Raw genomic sequence first — 18,982 nt, forward strand, 5'->3', positions numbered from 1 at the left:
CGCTTGCACAGGCCTACGGTTTTGTAGGCCCGGTAAGCGCAGCGCCACCGGGCAATGTTCTAGATCTCCAGAGCCAACTTCGTCCCCTGCGCAATCGCCCGCCGCGCGTCCAGCTCCATCGCCACATCGCACCCGCCGATCAAATGCACCGTTTTACCGGCTTCGCGCAGCGGATCCGCCAGATCGCGCTTCGGCTCCTGCCCGGCACATAAAATGACGTGATCCACGCGCAGCAGCTGCGGCTCGCCGCCGATCGTGACGTGCAGACCCTCGTCGTCGATCTTCTGGTAGCTCACCGCCGGGATCATCTTCACCCCGCGTGAGAGCAGGGTGGCGCGGTGGATCCAGCCCGTGGTTTTGCCCAGCCCTTCGCCCGGCTTGCTGGCCTTACGCTGGAGCATCACGATCTGGCGCGGGCTTTTCGGCAGCTGCGGCCCTTCCGGGCGCAATCCGCCGGACTGGCTCAGGCTGGTGTCGATACCCCATTCCACGCAAAACTCGGCAATGTTCTGGCTGGTGGCCTCGCCCGGCTGGCTTAAGTACATGGCGGTATCAAAGCCGATACCGCCGCAGCCGATAATCGCCACCTTCTCGCCAACCGGCGTTTTGTCTCGCAATACATCCAGATAGCTCAATACCTTCGGATGATCGATACCCTCGATCGCCGGCAGGCGCGGGACGATCCCGCTCGCCAGGATCACCTCGTCGAAATCGATCAGATCCGCCGCGCTGACAAACTGGTTAAGCCGCAGATCGACGCCCGTCAGCTCGATCATCCGGCGGTAGTAGCGCAGCGTTTCATAGAACTCCTCTTTGCCGGGGATCTGCTTGGCGATATTAAACTGCCCGCCAATCTCCGCCAGCGCATCAAACAGCGTTACGCTGTGCCCGCGCGAGGCGGCATTTACCGCAAACGCCAGCCCCGCCGGGCCTGCGCCCACTACGGCCAGGCGTTTTTTATTGACCGCCGGAACGACCGGCATTTTGGTTTCATGGCAGGCGCGCGGGTTGACGAGACAGGAGGTGACCTTGCCGACGAAGATCTGATCCAGACAGGCCTGGTTACAGCCGATGCAGGTATTAATCTCGTCCGCACGGCCGCTTTGCGCTTTGGACAGCAGTTCGGCATCCGCGAGGAACGGGCGCGCCATCGACACCATATCGGCGTCGCCTCGCGAAATCACATCGTCCGCCACCTGCGGATCGTTAATGCGGTTAGTGGTGACCAGCGGAACAGACACTTTGCCCTTCAGCTTCCGCGTTACCCAGCTGAACGCCGCGCGCGGCACCGGCGTGGCGATGGTAGGGATGCGCGCCTCGTGCCAGCCAATCCCGGTGTTGATAATCGTGGCACCTGCGGCTTCAATCGCCTGCGCCAGCTGCACGGTTTCGTCGAACGTCCCGCCGCCTTCCACCAGGTCGAGCATCGACAGGCGGAAAACGATAATAAAGTCCGCGCCCGCACGTTCGCGCACCGCGCGCACTACCTCCACGGCAAAGCGCATCCGGCGGGCATAGTCGCCGCCCCATTCGTCGTCGCGCTGGTTGGTGCGGGCGGCTAAGAACTCGTTAATCAGGTAGCCTTCTGAGCCCATCACCTCAACGCCGTCGTAGCCCGCCTCGCGGGCCAGCGCCGCGCAGCGGGCGAAGTCGTCAATCAATGCCAGGATCTCATCGTGGGTCAGGGCGTGAGGTTTAAAACGGTTAATCGGTGCCTGAAGAGCCGACGGCGCGACCAGGTTCGGCTGATAGCTGTAGCGTCCGGTGTGCAGGATTTGCAGCGCGATTTTGCCGCCCTCGCGGTGTACCGCGTCGGTCACAATGCGGTGGTGCGGCAGCTGTGACGCATCGTTCAGGACCGCGCCGCCCTCCATGCCCACGCCGGAAGGCGCAGGGGCCACGCCGCCGGTGACAATCAGCGCCACCCCGTGGCGGGCGCGCTCGGCATAGAAGGCTGCCAGACGCTCGGCCCCGTCCGGATGCTCCTCCAGCCCGGTGTGCATCGACCCCATCAACACGCGGTTTTTGAGTGTGGTGAACCCCAGATCGAGAGGGGCGAATAACGACGGGTAGCGGCTCATAGTCTCTTCCAGTGTAAAATTATTGTTATGTGGTCGGATGAGTTACTAATTTAGCCAGCGGCAGCGGAAAGGTAAAAGCGGGATCGAATGATTGTGATAGATCTCAAAGAACTTCCCCGGTGGCGCTGCGCTTACCGGGGCTACAAAACCGTAGGCCGGATAAGCGCAGCGCCATCCGGCGTATTTTACGGCGCCGTCGCGCGCGCTAGCCCCGGTGCCTGCCACATCGATGTCGTCAGCCCGCTGTCCACCAGCCCAAGCTGGTCCGCGTAAACCGCCTGCCATTTCTGCATCATGCCGTCGTACAGCTCGCGGTGCTGCGGGTTCGGCGTGAACTCGCGGCTCCATTTCACCAGGCGCTCGCCCGTCGAGGCCATATCCGCAAACAGCCCCGCGCCAGCACCTGCCGCGATGGCGCAGCCGAGCGCCGTCGCCTCTTTCACTTCCGGCACGCGCACCGGCAGCCCGGTGACGTCGCTTAAGATCTGGCTCCACAGGGCGCCCTTAGCCCCGCCGCCCGCAAACACCAGGCTCTCAAACGTCACGCCGGAGAAGCGCGAAATTTGCGCCAGGTTGCAGGCCGAGACGATCGCCGCATTCTCCTCCAGAGCGCGGAACAGCGTCGCTTTGTTGCACTTTTCCGGGTCGATGGAGAGGTTAATAAACGACGGCGCCGCGTGGTACCACTGCTTAAAATGCATCGCGTCGGAGAAGATCGGCATTACCCCGTGGGAGCCTGCCGGTACGCGGCTCGCCATCTCTTCCAGCAGGGAGTAGGTGTCCATCCCCATCCGCTCGGCAATCAGCTTTTCCTCCGCGCAGAAGGCGTCGCGGAACCAGCGCATGGTCAGCCCAGTGAAGAAGCTGATCGACTCCGCCTGCGCCATGCCGGGAATAACGTGCGGGTTCACGCGGATGTTCATCTCGGGGTCGGTGCGCACCTGCGGCAGGTTCACCACCTGCTGCCAGAAGGTGCCGCCCAGCACCGCCGTTTGCCCGGCGCGGACCACGCCCAGCCCCAGACAGCCCAGCTGTACGTCGCCGCCGCCCATCACTACCGGGGTACCTTCGCGCAGGCCGCTCTGCAGCGCGGCCTCTCTGGTGACAGCGCCCAGCACGGTGCCGGTCTCTTTCACCGGAGAGAGGATATCGGCGCGCAGCCCGGCCATGTCGAGCAGCGCCGGGCGCCAGTCGCGGGAGAAGAGATCCAGCATGCCCGTCGTGCCTGCGTTCGACGGATCAACCGCCAGCTCGCCGGAGAGCTTCGCCGCCAGCCAGTCGCTGATCATGGTGATGGTCGCGGCCTTGCGGTAAATATCCGGACGATGGTGCGCCAGCCACAGCAGGCGCGGCATGGCGCTCAGCGCCAGCGTCTGGCCGGAAACCTCATACACTTCGGATTCAAAGCGGTCGTCGTGGATCTCTTTGAGTTCGGCCACCTCGCGGCTGGCGCGGGCGTCGACGTTGGCGCAGGCCCAGATGGCCTCGCCGTTGCTGTCATAGAGCACAATGCCTTCGCGCATCGAGCAGCATGCAACGGACTGAATATCCGCCGCGCTCAGGCGCGCACGCTCCAGCGCCTGATGAATGCACCGGCAGGCCAGCTGCCAGTTGGTCTCGAGGTCGAACTCCATCGACCCCGGCACGTTCTCCACGCTCAGGTGCTTCCACTCGGCCTGACCGACGGCAATCTGGTTGCCCTGTAAATCGAAAATAACGGCGCGAACGCTGCCTGTCCCTGCATCTAACGCTAAAAGGTAACTCATGAGCTTGCCTCGTTGTTAGCGCAGGGCAACCCCGTTACGTCAGGGCCAGCACCGCGCGGGCTGTCGTCTCCTCCGTCACCAGGCCATTGATACGGCGACCCTTCAGTGCGGCATAAATCGCATCGGCTTTCTCTTCCCCTCCGGCCACGCCAACGATGGTGGGCAGCTGCGCCAGTTCATCGAGCGTGACGCCCAGCAGTTCTTTGTGGATCTCCAGCTCCTCAACGCACTCGCCCTCGGCATTGAGGAAATAGCCGAGAATGTCGCCGACCGCCCCTTTGCGGGCGTACATCAGCTGTTCACCTTCGCTGATATAGCCGGATCGCAGTATCGTCGCGTCACGGCGCTGGTTCACCGAACCAATGCCGACTACCGCCACGTCGGCGGCGGTGGCGGCGAGGATCACGTCCCGCACGCTGGTTTCACGTTTTAAGATCCCGGCCACCTCGGCGGATGACACACGAAGCGGGGCGGGGATCATGCTGACGCTGCAGGCCGCGTCCAACTGGCCGATACCGGTCATATACGGCCCGACGCCGCCGGAGAGCGTCACCAGGCGGACCTGCTGCGAGCTGATAAAGCCGCTCAGGTGCTGCAGGCTGCTCATGGTGGTTTCACCAAACCCCACCGCCAGCAGCTGGCCGGGCTCCAGCACGCCCATCAGCGACTGCGCCGCGCCAATGCCGAGCCGCACGTTCATCGGCGGCGTATTTAACGCGGGCATCACGCGCACCAGCTTCAGGCCAAAGCGCTGCTGTAGCTCGGTTTCCAGCGCCAGGCAGCCCTCGTAGCGGGAGTTGATCTGCACGCGGATCACCCCGGACTGACGGCCCTTCTCCAGCAGGCGAGAAATCTTCAAACGCGGCAGCCCGAGCCGCTCGCCGATGTCGTTCTGGGTCAGCCCGTCGTGGTAGTAGCACCAGGCCACGCGCGCCACCAGTTCCTCTTCCGCCAGTGCCAGCCCGGCAAACCGTCCTTCTTCCGCAGTGCGTTTATCGCTCATAGTTGAACTCTTATAAAAATTTAGATCATATGTTCGTGATGGCGCGAAGGGAAAGTGTGAGCCACGCGACAAAACGGATCTTTTGGATCGATTCTGGTTTATCTGTATCTCAATCGATAAAACTGTGATCCCTGCACGGTTGTAAATATAGTTCACCGTCTACGCTTTTGAACATTATTAAATCTAAAAATCATTTGTTCAATAGCGGAGCGATGATGACCACACTTCTCGACGCGCGAAATATCAGCAAGCAGTTCTCAGGCGTGCCGGTTCTGAAAGGCATAGATTTCACGCTGCTTGCGGGCCAGGTGCACGCCCTGATGGGCGGAAACGGCGCGGGAAAATCGACGCTGATGAAGATCATCGCCGGGGTCGAAACGCCGGACAGCGGTGAACTTTCTGTCGAGGGGCAGTCATATGCGCGGCTCACGCCCGTGCAGGCGCACAGGTTAGGCATTTACCTGGTGCCGCAGGAGCCGCTGCTGTTCCCCAACCTGACGGTGCGGGAAAACATCCTGTTCCGCCTGCCGCGCGAGCGCGATCTGGAACAGCGACTGGCGGACAAACTCCAGCAACTGCAGTGCCAGCTTAACCTCGATGCCGCCGCCAGCACTCTGGAAGTGGCGGATCAGCAGATGGTGGAGATCCTGCGCGGGCTGATGCGCAACGCCAGGATCCTGATCCTCGACGAACCTACGGCCTCCCTCACGCCGGGCGAAACCGAGCGGCTGTTCCGCCAGATCCGCGCCCTGCAGGCGCTCGGCGTCGGGATTGTCTTTATCTCGCACAAGCTGCCGGAAATCCGCATGCTTTCCAGCCACGTCTCGGTGATGCGCGACGGCGCGGTAGTGCTGAGCGGCGAAACCGCGCAGTTTGACGACAGCGCCCTGATCGCCGCCATGACGCCGGTAAGCCGGGAGAAATCCCTCAGCGATACGCAAAAGCTGTGGCTGGCGCTGCCGGGCAACCGCCGCACCCAGCCACAGGATTTCCCGGTGCTGCGGGTGGACGATCTCACCGGGGAAGGGTTTATCGATCTCAGCCTTGAGATCTACGCCGGGGAGATCGTCGGCCTGGCCGGTCTGGTGGGATCCGGGCGCACCGAGTTTGCGGAAACGCTCTACGGCCTGCGGCCGGTACGCGGGGGCCGCGTCTGGCTTGAGAATCAGGAGATCACCGGCGAGCCGGTAAGTTCACGCCTGGAAAAAGGGCTGGTCTACCTGCCGGAAGACAGGCAGGTGTCCGGCCTGTTCCTCGACGCGCCGATCCGCTGGAACACGGTGGCGCTGAACGAGCCGTCGATTTGGCAGCAGCGCAAGCGGGAGTCGGCGGTGGTGGAGCGCTATCACCGGGCGCTGGGGATCAAGCTCAACCATGCGGATCAAACCGTGCGCACGCTCTCCGGCGGCAACCAGCAGAAGGTGCTGCTGGCGCGCTGTCTCGAGGCCAACCCTTTACTGCTGATCGTCGATGAGCCGACGCGCGGGGTGGACGTCTCGGCGCGCGCGGATATCTACCAGCTGATAAAAAGCGTGGCGGCGCAGAACGTGGCGGTGCTGATGATCTCAAGCGATCTCGACGAGTTTCCCGGCCTTGCGGACCGGGTGCTGGTGATGCATCAGGGCGTGCTCAGCGGCGAGCTACCGCGCCACGCCGTCAGCCTCGACAGGATGATGGCGCTGGCATTCGGAGGGCAATCATGAAGACCTTACTGAAAAACCGCGAGCTGAGCGCGTTTCTCGCCATTCTGGCGCTGTTCGCCGTGCTGGTGGCGCTGAATCCGTCCTACTTCAGCCTGCAGACGCTGGGGATGATCTTCGCCAGCTCGCAGATCCTGATCCTGCTGGCCATCGGCGCGGCGCTGGTGATGCTGACCCGCAATATCGACGTGTCCGTCGGCTCCATCGTCGGGCTGTCCGCCATCGCCGTCGGCGTGGCGCTTAATAGCGGCTACAGCCTGCCCGTTTCCATTCTCTTCGCGCTGTCGATAGGCGCGCTGGCCGGGGCGTTCAACGGGTTTCTGGTGGTGGGGCTGCGCATCCCGGCGATTGTCGCCACCCTCGGTACGCTGGGGCTTTACCGCGGGGCGATGCTGCTCTGGACCGGCGGAAAGTGGATTGAGGGGCTGCCGCCGGGGCTGAAATCCCTCTCTGAACCAGCTGCCGTCGGCATTTCGCCGCTCGGCATGCTGGTGTTGATCGTCGCGGCCACGGGCGCATGGACGCTGTCGCGCACCGCGTTCGGGCGTGATTTCTACGCGGTGGGGGATAACCTCGCCGCCGCGCGCCAGCTGGGTGTGGCGGTGAACCGCACCCGCATGCTTGCCTTTACTCTGAACGGCATGCTGGCGGCCTGCGCCGGGATCGTCTTTGCCGCGCAGATTGGCTTTGTGCCCAACCAGACCGGCAGCGGGCTGGAGATGAAGGCCATCGCCGCCTGCGTGCTCGGCGGTATTTCGCTGCTGGGCGGCACGGGCACGCTGGTTGGCGCGCTGCTCGGGGCCTTCTTTCTGACCCAAATCGACACCGTGCTGGTGCTGTTCAGGCTCCCGGCGTGGTGGAACGACTTTATCGCCGGGCTGGTGCTGCTGGGCGTGCTGGTGCTCGACGGGCGCCTGCGCCAGGCGCTGGCGCGCCATCAGCGGGCGCTGAAGTACGGTCGCTTCCAGCCGGGTAACAAAGGGGGAAAGCACGTCACCCCGTTTCTCAAACGCAAAAAAGAGGTGGCGTAAATGAGGCTTAACTGGGAAAGCGCGCTGCTGATTTTACTGGTGCTGGAGATTCTGCTCTTTGGCGCCATCAACCCGCGTATGCTCGACATCAACATGCTGCTGTTCAGCACCAGCGACTTCATCTGCATCGGCATTGTGGCGCTGCCGCTCACGCTGGTCATCATCAGTGGCGGAATCGACATCTCCCTCGGCTCGACCATCGGCCTGTGCGCCATCGCGCTGGGCGTGATGATGCAGGCGGGGTGGCCGATGGCGGTCGCCGTTCCATTGACGCTGCTGCTCGGCCTGCTGTGCGGATTATTTAATGCCGCGCTTATTCACTACACCGGCATCAGCCCGCTGGTGATCACCCTTGGCACCCTCTACCTCTACGGCGGCGGCGCGCTGCTGCTCTCCGGCATGGCGGGCGCGACGGGCTACGAGGGCATCGGCGGCTTCCCGGACAGCTTCACGGCGTTCGCTAACCTCACGGTGCTGGGTCTGCCGATCCCGCTGGTGCTGTTCGCGGTGATTACTGTCTTCTTCTGGCTGATTACCCACCGCGGGCGCTTTGGCCGTCATCTGTTTTTGATCGGCCAGAATCCTCGCGCGGCGCGCTATGCGGCGCTGTCGGTGAACGGCATGCCCTACGCGCTGTACGGGCTGGTGGGCGTGGCCTCCGCCATTGCCGCGCTGGTGATGGTCTCCTATTTCGGCTCCGCGCGTTCGGATCTGGGGCGCGATTTGCTGATGCCCGCGCTCACCGCCGCCGTGCTCGGCGGGGCCAATATCTACGGCGGGTCAGGTTCGGTTGTGGGTACGGCGCTGGCGGCGCTGCTGGTGGGCTACCTGCAGCAGGGTTTACAGATGGTCGGCATCCCTAACCAGGTGTCGAGCGCGCTGTCAGGGGCGCTGCTGGTTGTAGTAGTGATGGGACGTTCGCTGAGTCTGCACCGCGAGTGGGTGCGTTCTCTCTTTAGAAAACTATCCGGAGCGTAAGATGAAAACAAAACTGTTCGTCCTGGCAATGGCCCTCAGCTTCGCTTCGGCGCAGGCGGCGGACCGCATTGCCTTTATCCCGAAGCTGGTGGGCGTGGGCTTTTTCACCAGCGGCGGCAACGGCGCGAAAGAGGCGGGGAAAGATCTCGGCGTGGACGTGACCTACGACGGCCCGACCGAGCCGAGCGTCTCGGGCCAGGTGCAGCTCATCAATAACTTCGTTAACCAGGGCTATAACGCCATTATCGTCTCCGCCGTGTCGCCGGACGGCCTCTGCCCGGCGCTCAAGCGCGCGATGCAGCGCGGCGTCAAGGTGCTGACCTGGGATTCGGACACCAAACCGGAGTGCCGCAGCATCTACATCAACCAGGGGACGCCGGAGCAGTTGGGCGGCCTGCTGGTGGAGATGGCGGGCAAGCAGGTCACCAAACCGAACGCTAAAGTGGCGTTCTTCTACTCCAGCCCCACCGTTACCGACCAGAACCAGTGGGTGAAAGAGGCGAAGGCCAAAATCGAGAAAGATCATCCGCAGTGGCAGATCGTGACGACCCAGTTTGGCTATAACGACGCCACCAAATCGTTGCAAACTGCAGAAGGGATCTTAAAAGCGTATCCGGATCTGGATGCGATCATCGCCCCGGACGCCAACGCGCTGCCAGCGGCGGCGCAGGCGGCGGAAAACCTGAAGCGCGAAGGGGTGGCGATTGTCGGCTTCAGCACGCCGAACGTGATGCGTCCGTACGTTGAGCGCGGCACGGTAAAAGCCTTCGGCCTGTGGGATGTCGTACAACAGGGCAAAATTGCGGTCAATGTCGCCGATCGCCTGCTGAAAAAAGGCGATCTTAACGTCGGCGACAGCGTGGACGTAAAAAATATCGGCGCGCTGAAGGTCGAGCCGAACAGCGTGCAGGGCTACCAGTATGAGGCGAAGGGCAACGGCATCGTGCTGCTGCCGGAGCGCGTAGTGTTCACCAAAGAGAACATCAGCAAATACGATTTCTGACGGGGGAGCAAATGGCTGATTTAGACGACATCAAAGACGGCAAGGATTTTGGCATCGGCACGCCGCAGCAGAACGTGCCTTACACCCTGAAGGGCTGCGGCTCGCTGGACTGGGGCATGCAGTCCAGGCTTGCGCGCATCTTCAACCCGCAGAGCAACCGCACGGTGATGCTGGCCTTTGACCACGGCTACTTTCAGGGGCCGACCACCGGGCTTGAGCGTATCGACCTCTCCATCGCGCCGCTGTTTGGCGAAACCGACGTGCTGATGTGCACCCGCGGCATCCTCAGGAGCCAGGTGCCAGCCGCGACGAACAAACCGGTGGTGCTGCGCGCCTCCGGCGGTAACTCGATTCTAGGCGAGCTGTCGAACGAGTGCGTGGCGGTGGCGATGGAGGATGCGCTGCGCCTGAACGTCTGCGCGGTGGCGGCGCAGGTGTACATCGGCAGCGAGTTTGAGCACCAGTCGATCAACAACATCATCAAGCTGGTGGACGCGGGCGCGCGCTACGGCATGCCGACGCTGGCGGTGACGGGCGTAGGGAAAGAGATGGCGCGCGACGCGCGCTATTTCTCGCTCGCCAGCCGCATCGCCGCCGAGATGGGGGCGCAGTTCGTCAAAACCTACTACGTGGACGAGGGCTTTGAAAAAGTGACCGCCAGCTGCCCGGTGCCGATTGTCATCGCCGGGGGCAAAAAGCTGCCGGAGCACGAGGCGCTGGAGATGTGCTGGCGCGCGATTGACCAGGGCGCGTCCGGCGTGGACATGGGGCGCAACATCTTCCAGTCCAGCGCGCCGCTCGCCATGCTGAAGGCGGTGAAGAAAGTGGTTCACGAGAACTGGAACGCCCGCGATGCGTTCCAGTTCTGGCAGGAAGAGAAACAGGGAGAAGCAAAATGAACGTGACGCTGGTTGAAATCAACATCAAGCCCGAGCGGGTGGACGAGTTTCTGGAGGTGTTTCGCGCCAACCACGAGGGGGCAATCAAGGAGCCGGGAAACCTGCGCTTTGACGTATTGCAGGACCCGAGGGTGAAAACCCGGTTCTTTATCTACGAGGCCTATAAAGACGAGGAGGCGGTGCTGGCGCACAAGCAAACGCCGCACTACCTGGCGTGCGTGGATAAGCTCGAAGAGCTGATGTCGGAGCCGCGTAAGAAACGCAGTTTTGTGGGGCTGTTGCCGGAGTAGCGGCTTTGCCCGGTGGCGCTGCGCTTACCGGGCCTACGGGGGCGGGATGGTACGGTGTTTGCCCGGTGGCGCTGCGCTTACCGGGCCTACGGGGTGCGGGATGGTGCGGTGTTTGCCCGGTGGCGCTAACGCTTACCGGGCCTACGGGGGCGAGGCTGTGTTGATTTTGTAGGCCGGGTAAGCGCGAGCGCCACCCGGCGTTGTTCAGGCCAGCGCCAGATCCGCAAGTATCGCAGCAAGCGCTTCGCGCGGCTCACCCTGAAGAGCCTGAAGCGGGAAGGGGAGCGCGGGTGTTTCAACTTTCCCCAGCATCTCTGCCGCTGCCGCTACCACCCGTAAGCTGCCGTATCGACGGAACAATTCCCACAGCGGCTCCAGCCGCTCGGATTGTGCCGCCTCTTTCGAACGGGCAATCGCCAGCGCTGCTTGCGGAAACAACCCGCCAACCACCGAATACCAGACGTCAAACCCGGCCTGCAGGGCGGAGGCCGCTCGCCAGTCACCGGCGATGCCCAGCGTGACGTTTTCAGGAAGGCGAGCGCGTACCTGCAACAGGTCCTCCGGCACGCGGCCAAGCTTTATGGACCCAATATTCGGCAGGGCCGCGGCGGCAAATAACAGTTCATCGCTAAACGAAAAACCGGTCGTGGCGGGATTATCGTAAATGCACAGCGGTATGGAGAGCTGGCGGGTCACCGTTTCATAGAGATGAAACACTTCGTCTTCCGTTAATCGCTGGTACGACACGGGTGCCAGAAGCACGCCGGAGACGCCTGCCGATTGCGCGTCGTCAGCCAGACGCAGAATATCGTCCAGTCGTAATGCGCCGATGCTGACGATGACCGGAATGTCATCAGCATGCGCCACCGCGCAGCGTGCGATCCGGCCGCGCTCTTCAACGGTCAGATAGGCATAACTTCCCGTTGAGCCCAAAATGCCCAGTGAATCGACGCTAGCGTCGACAACGGGGCGCAGAAGATTGATGAAGGAGTGCTCGTCAAACGTCCCCTCTCTAAGGGGCGTTAACGGAAACGCGCTTAACCCGTGCAACATCGTGTTGTCCTCTTACAGCGTCAGCAGCTGAACCCGAGCCGTGGATCCCGGCATCAGTCGCTGCAGGTTGTTGATCAGCTCTTCTCCTGCTTCTTCCAGTGCCGCAAGCGGCATCGACGGCAGGCTTTCGAGAATAAACCACATAGACGTCGCCCGGCTGTCCAGACGCGTACGCACCCCCTGTCGCCAGTTCCAGCGGCGGCAGGTAACGCCGAGGTCGTCGCGCCAGATAACCTCGCCAGCATCCGGGTATTCCACCACCGGCTGACCCTCTTTCAGGGTATCAAACGGCTCGCTGCCCTCGGCCAGCGTCAGACGCGGCGCGCCCGAGTACGCCGCGAGATTTTCCCCTCCCACCGGAATGGCATAGCGAATGCTCACCGCGTTATAGATATCCACGACCGGATCCAGTGACGGCAGCGAACCGTCTTTCAGCACCCGCTTGCGCTGGGCCGCGGCGGAACAGGGCGTGCGTTTTGGTTTCGCGCCGAAGGCTTTAAACACCTCATCCCAGCCTGAAAGGTGTTCATCAGCCCACGGCACATCATCATTCAACACCTGCTGGCAGGCCTGCGCCAGCGCGGTGGGGGCAACCTCCGGGTGGGTAATCGGCGCAGCTTCAACCAGAATGCTCAGCGCCCGAAAGCCCGGGGCAATCCCGGCAAGACGCGAATCTATTGACGGCGTAACGAGAGACATAAATAATCCTGTATTGACTGTTTTATACCATGGTAGTGACCAATGACTGATAAAGTCAATATAATGACTGATTCGGGTGCCGATGTTGCCCAGGTAAGCCTGGCCGTGGCGAACCGTATCCGCAACTGGCGTAAAGAGAAAAAGCTGTCGCTGGACGAGCTTTCCCGCCGCGCCAGCGTCAGCAAAGGGATGCTGGTGGAGATCGAAAAGGGCGCAGCCAACCCCAGTATCGCCATTTTGTGCAAGCTGGCCGCCGCGCTCGGCATCTCCGTAGCGGATATCGTCAACGTCTCCAGCGAGCCGCTGGTACATGTTATCGAAGAAGCGGCGATTCCGGTGCTGTGGCAGGGCGCGCTGGGTGGACGCGCCAGACTGCTGGCGGGTACCGCGGGACCTGACATGATTGAATTATGGCAGTGGGAAATGCAGCCGGGGGAGTGCTTCACCTCTCCGGGGCACCCGGCGGGAACCTGTGAGCTGCTGCACGTAAACGAGGGCGTGTTAACGCTGACGGTGGACGAGACGGTGACCCAGGTTAACGCTGGCGCATCGGCGGTGGCGAAAACGGAAGCGGCGCACGGCTACGCCAATGAAGGCGATACCGTGCTTCGCTTCACCATGACGGTGGCGGAGTTACACCGATAAAAAGTAGGCCGGGTAAGCGTAGCGCCACCCGGCGTTGATTACGCCTCTTCCACGCTCACCCGCAGCGCTGCCAGCGCTTTACGTGCCGCTTTCAGCACCTGCTCACACTGCTCAATCGTCAGCGTCAGCGGCGGTTCTATGCGGATGGTTTTCGAGTTGTTGAGCGTTCCGGCCACCAGCACACGCTGGCGGAACATCTCGCTCGCGAAGCTATAGCCGGTTTCGTTATCAACAAACTCAATCGCCATCAGCATTCCTTTCCCGCGCGCGTCCTGCACCAGGTCCGGATACTCCCGGCCTAGCTGACGGAAGCCGTCCAGCAGCATGTCGCCTTTCTGCTCCGCCTGGGCGGGCAGGTTTTGCTCCAGCAGCACGTTGATGGTCGCCAGCGCGGCCGCACAGGCCAGCGGGTTACCGCCAAAGGTGGTGGTATGCAGGAACGGATTGTCGAACAGCACCGAGAAGACCTCCTCGGTGGCCACCGTCGCGCCAATTGGCATCACGCCGCCGCCCAACGCTTTCGCCAGGCACAGAATGTCCGGCTGAACGTTTTCGTGCTCGCAGGCAAACATCTTGCCGGTGCGCCCCATCCCGGTCTGGACTTCGTCGAGGATCAGCAGGGCGCCAAACTCATCGCACAGCTGACGCACGGCGGGCAGATAGCCCTGCGGAGGGAGGATCACGCCGCCTTCGCCCTGAATCGGCTCCAGGATCACCGCTGCCACGTCGTCGCCGGTTTTACGGCATTCGCTTAGCACGGTGCGCATGGCGTTGATGTCGCCAAACGGCACGTGGCGGAAGCCCGGCAGCAGCGGCATAAACGGTTTGCGGAAGGTGGATTTGGCGGTAGCAGACAGTGCGCCCAGGGATTTACCGTGGAACGCGCCGCTGGTGGCGATAAAGGTGAATTTCCCGCGCGGCGACTGGTACGCTTTGGCGAGTTTAATCGCCGCTTCGACCGATTCCGTGCCGCTGTTGCTAAAGAAGCTGTACTTCAGTTTGCCGGGCGTCAAGGCCGCCAGCGTTTTCGCGAGCATGGCGCGAAGCGGGTCGAGCAGTTCCTGGCTATGGAGAGGTTGTTTCGCAAGTTGATTCTGTACGGCGGAAACCACAACTGGATTACGGTGCCCCACGTTGAAAATTCCAAAACCTCCCAGGCAATCTATAAACTCCTGTCCCTGGGTGTCGACAAGCGTGTTCAGACTTCCCGCTTGCCACTCTACGGCTCCGTAATCCCCGCCGGCGGTAACAGATTTGCGATACTCCAGAAACCCTGGATTGACGTGCTCTTTAAAGTAATCGATGACCTCTCGGTTAAGTTGTTTCATCTCCTCATGATCGAGCGTTCGCTTCTCAATGAGATTCAGTGCGTGCGCGGTACAGGCAAGAGCCGAGGCGCTGGAAGGTAACCTGTTCAAAATGTGCTCCCGGGGATCGCGTATCACATGATACTGATTTAAGTATTGCAGGGATTACGCCACTTCAGATGACTTAACGAAAATCGGGATAAACGCCAGGTTAAAATAATGTTGCACAATATTTAATCATGCCGGAGCAACCGAAACGGGATTTAGCGGTACAGGAAAGAGAGGATAAATGAGGGCGGAAAAGCGCAGCTGCACTAAAGAAGTGCAGTCGCTGCAACTTAAGTGGGCATTAACAGGTCATGCTTTATAGGTAATTTCTTTGTGAAAGTATTTGAAATCAATGAATTATAAAATCGTACAAAAAGTATGGTTTAAGTGAAATCTGCGATCTTCATCAAGTTTAACAACTAAAGATAAATTGTTTACCGCCGAAAAAACATTGACCCACAAAATTAACATTCAAATAACCTGCAAGGGATGCCCACGATGTCCTCTCCAACCTATGTCACCCAGAATGAATATCCTCTGGACGATGACACCACCTTAATGTCTACCACAGACGTCCACAGCTATATCACACACGCCAACGACACCTTTGTGCAGGTGAGCGGCTACCAGCTTGATGAGCTGACGGGCCAGCCGCACAATATGGTGCGCCACCCCGACATGCCAAAAGCCGCGTTTGCCGATATGTGGTACACGCTGCAGCAGGGCGAGCCGTGGAGCGGGATTGTCAAAAACCGGCGTAAAAACGGCGACCACTACTGGGTGCGTGCGAATGCGGTACCGATGGTGCGCCGCGGGCAGGTGACGGGCTATATGTCGATTCGCACCAGAGCCACAGCGGAAGAGATCGCCGCCGTGGAGCCGCTCTACCGGGCGCTGAACGACGGGCGCTGTAAGAAACGTGTGCACAAGGGGCTGGTGGTTGGAAAAGGCTGGCTGGGCAAACTGCCGGCTATGCCGCTGCGCTGGCGCGTGCGCAGCGTGATGGCGGCGCTTTATGCCGTTCTCGCCGCCACGCTGGTCGCGACCTCCGCCGGGTGGATGCCGCTCGCCGCAGCCGCGCTAGTGATGCTGCTGGGAACACTGCTGTTTGAGCAGCAGATTGTCCGCCCGGTAGAGAATGTGGCCCGACAGGCGCTGAAGGTCGCAACCGGCGAGCGCAACAGCGTGCAGCATCTGAACCGCAGCGACGAGCTGGGGCTGACGCTGCGCGCGGTGGGGCAACTTGGCCTGATGTGCCGCTGGTTAATCAATGACGTGTCGAGCCAGGTGGTTAGCGTCCGTGACGGCAGCGACAGGCTGGCGCAGGGAAATGAAGATCTGAACGATCGGACGCGTCAGACCGTGGCGAACGTGCAGCAGACCGTCGCGACAATGAACCAGATGGCCGCTTCCGTTCAGAGTAACTCTGAAACCGCCGCCGAGGTGGATAAACTCTCCGTGGCCGCGAGCAGCGCGGCAACGAAAGGGGGCAACGCGATGCAGACCGTGGTCAAAACCATGGATGACATTGCCGACAGCACGCAGCGAATTGGCTCGATTACCTCCCTGATTAACGATATCGCTTTTCAGACCAATATTCTGGCGCTGAACGCAGCGGTCGAAGCGGCAAGAGCAGGGGAGCAGGGCAAAGGTTTTGCCGTGGTCGCGGGCGAAGTTCGCCATCTTGCCAGCCGCAGCGCCAGCGCAGCGAATGATATTCGTAAACTCATTGATGCCAGCGCCAGCAAGGTGCAGTCCGGCTCTGAGCAGGTGCACGCCGCAGGCCGAACGATGGATGATATTGTCGAGCAGGTGAAAAACGTGACGCAGCTTATCGCCCAGATCAGCCACTCGACCTCCGAGCAGGCAACCGGACTGTCAGAATTGACCCGCGCGGTCGCCGAACTCGACAGCATCACGCAGAAAAACGCCGACCTGGTCGAGGAGAGCGCCCACATTTCCGCGATGGTGAAGCACCGCGCTGGACGCCTTAAGGATGCGGTAACCGTGCTCCATTGATTCAATAATGTTCCGGAAAAGCCGTTTATTCCGTAAGGAATAAACGGCTTTTTATTTTCTGGTTGTGACTATTAATGTATTTTATTGTTAATTTAATATTAAATAACTAAAGAAAGTGCGTCAGTTATTTATCCCTGCCTAAGTCAATTATTCCGAACGCTATTTTGAAAAATACCCTTCCGGTGGTCTGGTAACGATCGATGGAGCAATATTAATAGCCTGTACCTATCCATTGTGACGGTTATGAAATAAAAAAACGATCAAACTCATAAAGTTAGCAAAATCGTTACCGATAACAGCGATCGTCTGAGAAATAATCACATCGATGGAGAAAATATGTTCTTACATGACGTAAAGATCGGCACGAAATTATTTCTGGCGTTTGGATTCTTTATTGTCCTGATGGCGATCAGCGCGAGCCTGTCTCTGCTGAGCCTGAACCGGGCTAATAACGGGATGCAATCCATTATTACCAGTGATTATCCAACCACGGTAAAAGCGAACCAGTTAATCGATAACTTCCAGGAATTTATTAGCACACAACAGCTGATGCTGCTGGACGAGCAGGGCACCTACACGGGGCAATCTCAGCAGCGCCTGAAAGAGATCAGCGAGCACATCACGGTGATCCTGGGCGAGCTGAACAACGCGCTGCAGGATCAAAAGTCTCAGCAGGTGCTGGCGGATATCCGCAGCGTGCGCCAGCAGTATCTGGACTCGCGCTACCGCATTTTGCAGGCGGTGCAGAACAACAATCGTGCGGGCGCTATTCAGGAGATGATGACCACCACCCTCGCCGTGCAGCAGGCTTATAAAGCGAAGGTGAAGGAGCTGATTACCATTCAAAACAGTGAGATGCAGAGTGCAGGGGCGCAGGTGGAAGGAGATTTCAGGTCTAACCGCCTGCTGCTGATCCTGATCACGCTCTTTAGCGTCGTGGCAGGCAGCCTGATTGGCTGGTTTATCGTGCGCGCTATCACACGTCCGCTCGGCGAGGCGGTGCATTTTGCAAAAGCCATTTCAGAGGGCGACCTGACGGGCAGCATCACGCCTCACGGCAAAGACGAAACGGGTCTGCTGCTGCATGCGCTGATGGAGATGAAGACGCGACTGCTGGACATTGTGCAGCAGGTGCAAACCGGCTCGGAGAATATCTCCAGCGCGGCCGCGCAGATTGTCGCCGGGAACCAGGATCTGGCCGCGCGCACGGAAGAGCAGGCAAGTTCCGTCGAACAGACCGCCGCCTCGATGGAGCAGATCACCGCGACGGTGAAAAATACCGCCTCGCATACCGGGGAAGCCACCAACCTCTCGGCGGATGCCGCCACGGTGGTCAAAAACAACGGTGAGATGATGAAGCAGGTGACCAGCAAAATGCGCCTGATTAACGAAACATCGAACCGGATGTCCGACATTATCGACCTGATCGACGCCATTGCGTTCCAGACCAACATTCTGGCGCTGAACGCGGCGGTGGAAGCAGCGCGCGCTGGCGAGCACGGCCGCGGCTTCGCGGTGGTGGCCGGCGAGGTGCGCCAGCTTGCCCAGAAGAGCGCGTCGTCTGCCAGCGAAATCCGTGAACTGATTGAGAGCTCCACCAGCCAGACTCAGGATGGGATGAACCTGGTCGAAAAAGCGAGTGGGCTGATCAACGGGATGGTCGGTAACGTGGAAGAGATGGACGTGATCCTGCGGGAAATTCGCCAGGCCAGCCACGAGCAGACGGAAGGTATCTCGCAGATTAACAGCGCGATTGGCCTGATTGACGCCACCACCCAGCAGAACTCCGCGCTTGTGGAGGAGTCTGTGGCTGCGGCGGCATCGCTTAACGAACAGGCGATGCACCTGAAAGAGCTGGTGCGCGTCTTCCGCGTGAGCGAGCACGCTCCGGCTTAATCCAGCTGGGAGATCTCGAGCGCCGCGCGGTCAATGACGCCGATAATCTGCTTAAGCTGCGCGTCGCTGAGCTCTCCCTGATTCACCTTCAGGTCTAACACCGCTTTGAAGTTATCCAGAGCCCGCTTCATCTGCGGGTTTTTGCGCAGCTGAAAACCGACGGAACGCGCTTTGATACGCACCTGGATCTGTTCCAGCTGTTCCCGGTTTTCGTCCAGCCAGCGTTGTCCTTCAGCAGTAATCGCAATCTTCTTACGACCGCTCTCCTCTTCCGTGATGGTGATAAAGGTCTGATCCTGAAGATAATCCAGGGTTGGATAGATCACCCCTGGGCTCGGGGTGTAATTCCCCTGGGTCAGATTCTCGATCTCTTTGATCAGCTCGTAGCCGTGGCTCGCGCTGCGGGTCAGGATATCCAGAATCACCAGCCGCAGATCGCCGTGGCCAAAAAAGCGCGGTCGGCGCCCGCCGCTGTCCTGTTCGTGTCGCATAACAGATCCTTTAATTTGATATATCTAAACTATATCTAAGATATATTCAGATGCAATCTAAAAGATCTTGCAT

At 60.4% G+C, this 18,982-nt stretch carries 16 protein-coding genes; 9 read left to right on the top strand and 7 right to left on the bottom strand.

The window, feature by feature from the left end; all coding sequences use genetic code 11:
- Positions 1 to 59 precede the first annotated feature (59 nt).
- The 3 genes from NQ230_RS03490 to lsrR form a co-directional block, all read right to left on the bottom strand.
- Entirely contained in the window at positions 60 to 2,081 is a 2,022-nt protein-coding gene (locus NQ230_RS03490; protein WP_257259982.1) for an NADPH-dependent 2,4-dienoyl-CoA reductase, read from the bottom strand.
- A gap of 185 nt (positions 2,082 to 2,266) precedes the next feature.
- A complete protein-coding gene (lsrK, locus tag NQ230_RS03495; protein WP_257259984.1) occupies positions 2,267 to 3,847 on the bottom strand; it encodes an autoinducer-2 kinase in 1,581 nt (526 codons plus the stop codon).
- A gap of 34 nt (positions 3,848 to 3,881) precedes the next feature.
- A complete protein-coding gene (lsrR, locus tag NQ230_RS03500; RefSeq protein WP_257259985.1) occupies positions 3,882 to 4,850 on the bottom strand; it encodes a transcriptional regulator LsrR in 969 nt (322 codons plus the stop codon).
- A gap of 215 nt (positions 4,851 to 5,065) precedes the next feature.
- Here lsrR and lsrA point away from each other — a divergent pair, with 215 nt between their 5' ends.
- The 6 genes from lsrA to lsrG are packed head-to-tail and all read left to right on the top strand — an operon-like array spanning position 5,066 to position 10,751.
- Complete coding sequence (gene lsrA, locus NQ230_RS03505) at positions 5,066 to 6,553, top strand: autoinducer 2 ABC transporter ATP-binding protein LsrA (RefSeq protein ID WP_257261309.1); 1,488 nt, start codon at positions 5,066 to 5,068, stop codon at positions 6,551 to 6,553.
- Entirely contained in the window at positions 6,550 to 7,581 is a 1,032-nt protein-coding gene (gene lsrC / locus NQ230_RS03510; protein ID WP_219321503.1) for an autoinducer 2 ABC transporter permease LsrC, read from the top strand. The genes lsrA and lsrC overlap by 4 nt, the downstream gene beginning before the upstream one ends.
- Positions 7,582 to 8,559, top strand: a complete 978-nt coding sequence (lsrD, locus tag NQ230_RS03515) for an autoinducer 2 ABC transporter permease LsrD (RefSeq protein WP_257259989.1) — start codon at positions 7,582 to 7,584, stop codon at positions 8,557 to 8,559.
- Position 8,560: 1 nt separating this feature from the next.
- On the top strand, positions 8,561 to 9,562 hold the full coding sequence (gene lsrB, locus NQ230_RS03520; RefSeq protein WP_121424719.1) for an autoinducer 2 ABC transporter substrate-binding protein LsrB: 1,002 nt from the start codon (positions 8,561 to 8,563) through the stop codon (positions 9,560 to 9,562).
- An 11-nt stretch (positions 9,563 to 9,573) separates the two neighbouring features.
- Positions 9,574 to 10,461, top strand: coding sequence for a 3-hydroxy-5-phosphonooxypentane-2,4-dione thiolase (gene lsrF, locus NQ230_RS03525; protein ID WP_029741387.1), 888 nt, complete (start codon positions 9,574 to 9,576; stop codon positions 10,459 to 10,461).
- Positions 10,458 to 10,751, top strand: a complete 294-nt coding sequence (lsrG, locus tag NQ230_RS03530) for a (4S)-4-hydroxy-5-phosphonooxypentane-2,3-dione isomerase (protein WP_003862606.1) — start codon at positions 10,458 to 10,460, stop codon at positions 10,749 to 10,751. The genes lsrF and lsrG overlap by 4 nt, the downstream gene beginning before the upstream one ends.
- A gap of 204 nt (positions 10,752 to 10,955) precedes the next feature.
- On the opposite strand, the gene NQ230_RS03535 is transcribed toward lsrG, so the two are convergent.
- The gene (locus NQ230_RS03535) at positions 10,956 to 11,804 is read right to left on the bottom strand and encodes a dihydrodipicolinate synthase family protein (RefSeq protein ID WP_257259994.1); all 849 of its coding nucleotides are present in this window, start codon (positions 11,802 to 11,804) and stop codon (positions 10,956 to 10,958) included.
- A gap of 12 nt (positions 11,805 to 11,816) precedes the next feature.
- Positions 11,817 to 12,503, bottom strand: a complete 687-nt coding sequence (locus NQ230_RS03540) for a B3/B4 domain-containing protein (RefSeq protein ID WP_257259996.1) — start codon at positions 12,501 to 12,503, stop codon at positions 11,817 to 11,819.
- A gap of 42 nt (positions 12,504 to 12,545) precedes the next feature.
- Between NQ230_RS03540 and NQ230_RS03545 the strand changes: the two genes are divergently transcribed.
- Complete coding sequence (locus NQ230_RS03545) at positions 12,546 to 13,148, top strand: helix-turn-helix domain-containing protein (RefSeq protein ID WP_257259999.1); 603 nt, start codon at positions 12,546 to 12,548, stop codon at positions 13,146 to 13,148.
- A 38-nt stretch (positions 13,149 to 13,186) separates the two neighbouring features.
- Here NQ230_RS03545 and ygjG read toward each other — a convergent pair whose 3' ends face one another.
- Complete coding sequence (gene ygjG / locus NQ230_RS03550) at positions 13,187 to 14,566, bottom strand: putrescine aminotransferase (protein ID WP_032660397.1); 1,380 nt, start codon at positions 14,564 to 14,566, stop codon at positions 13,187 to 13,189.
- Positions 14,567 to 15,001: 435 nt separating this feature from the next.
- Between ygjG and NQ230_RS03555 the strand changes: the two genes are divergently transcribed.
- Positions 15,002 to 16,522, top strand: a complete 1,521-nt coding sequence (locus tag NQ230_RS03555; RefSeq protein WP_257260003.1) for a methyl-accepting chemotaxis protein — start codon at positions 15,002 to 15,004, stop codon at positions 16,520 to 16,522.
- A gap of 336 nt (positions 16,523 to 16,858) precedes the next feature.
- On the top strand, positions 16,859 to 18,418 hold the full coding sequence (locus NQ230_RS03560; RefSeq protein ID WP_024906426.1) for a methyl-accepting chemotaxis protein: 1,560 nt from the start codon (positions 16,859 to 16,861) through the stop codon (positions 18,416 to 18,418).
- On the opposite strand, the gene NQ230_RS03565 is transcribed toward NQ230_RS03560, so the two are convergent.
- Positions 18,415 to 18,909 (bottom strand): PadR family transcriptional regulator, encoded by a 495-nt coding sequence (locus NQ230_RS03565; protein ID WP_121424713.1) that lies wholly within the window; start codon positions 18,907 to 18,909, stop codon positions 18,415 to 18,417. The two genes, NQ230_RS03560 and NQ230_RS03565, sit on opposite strands and share 4 nt — an antisense overlap.
- Positions 18,910 to 18,982: the final 73 nt, after the last annotated feature.

The organism is Enterobacter asburiae (assembly GCF_024599655.1).
GTDB classification, from domain to species: domain Bacteria; phylum Pseudomonadota; class Gammaproteobacteria; order Enterobacterales; family Enterobacteriaceae; genus Enterobacter; species Enterobacter asburiae_D.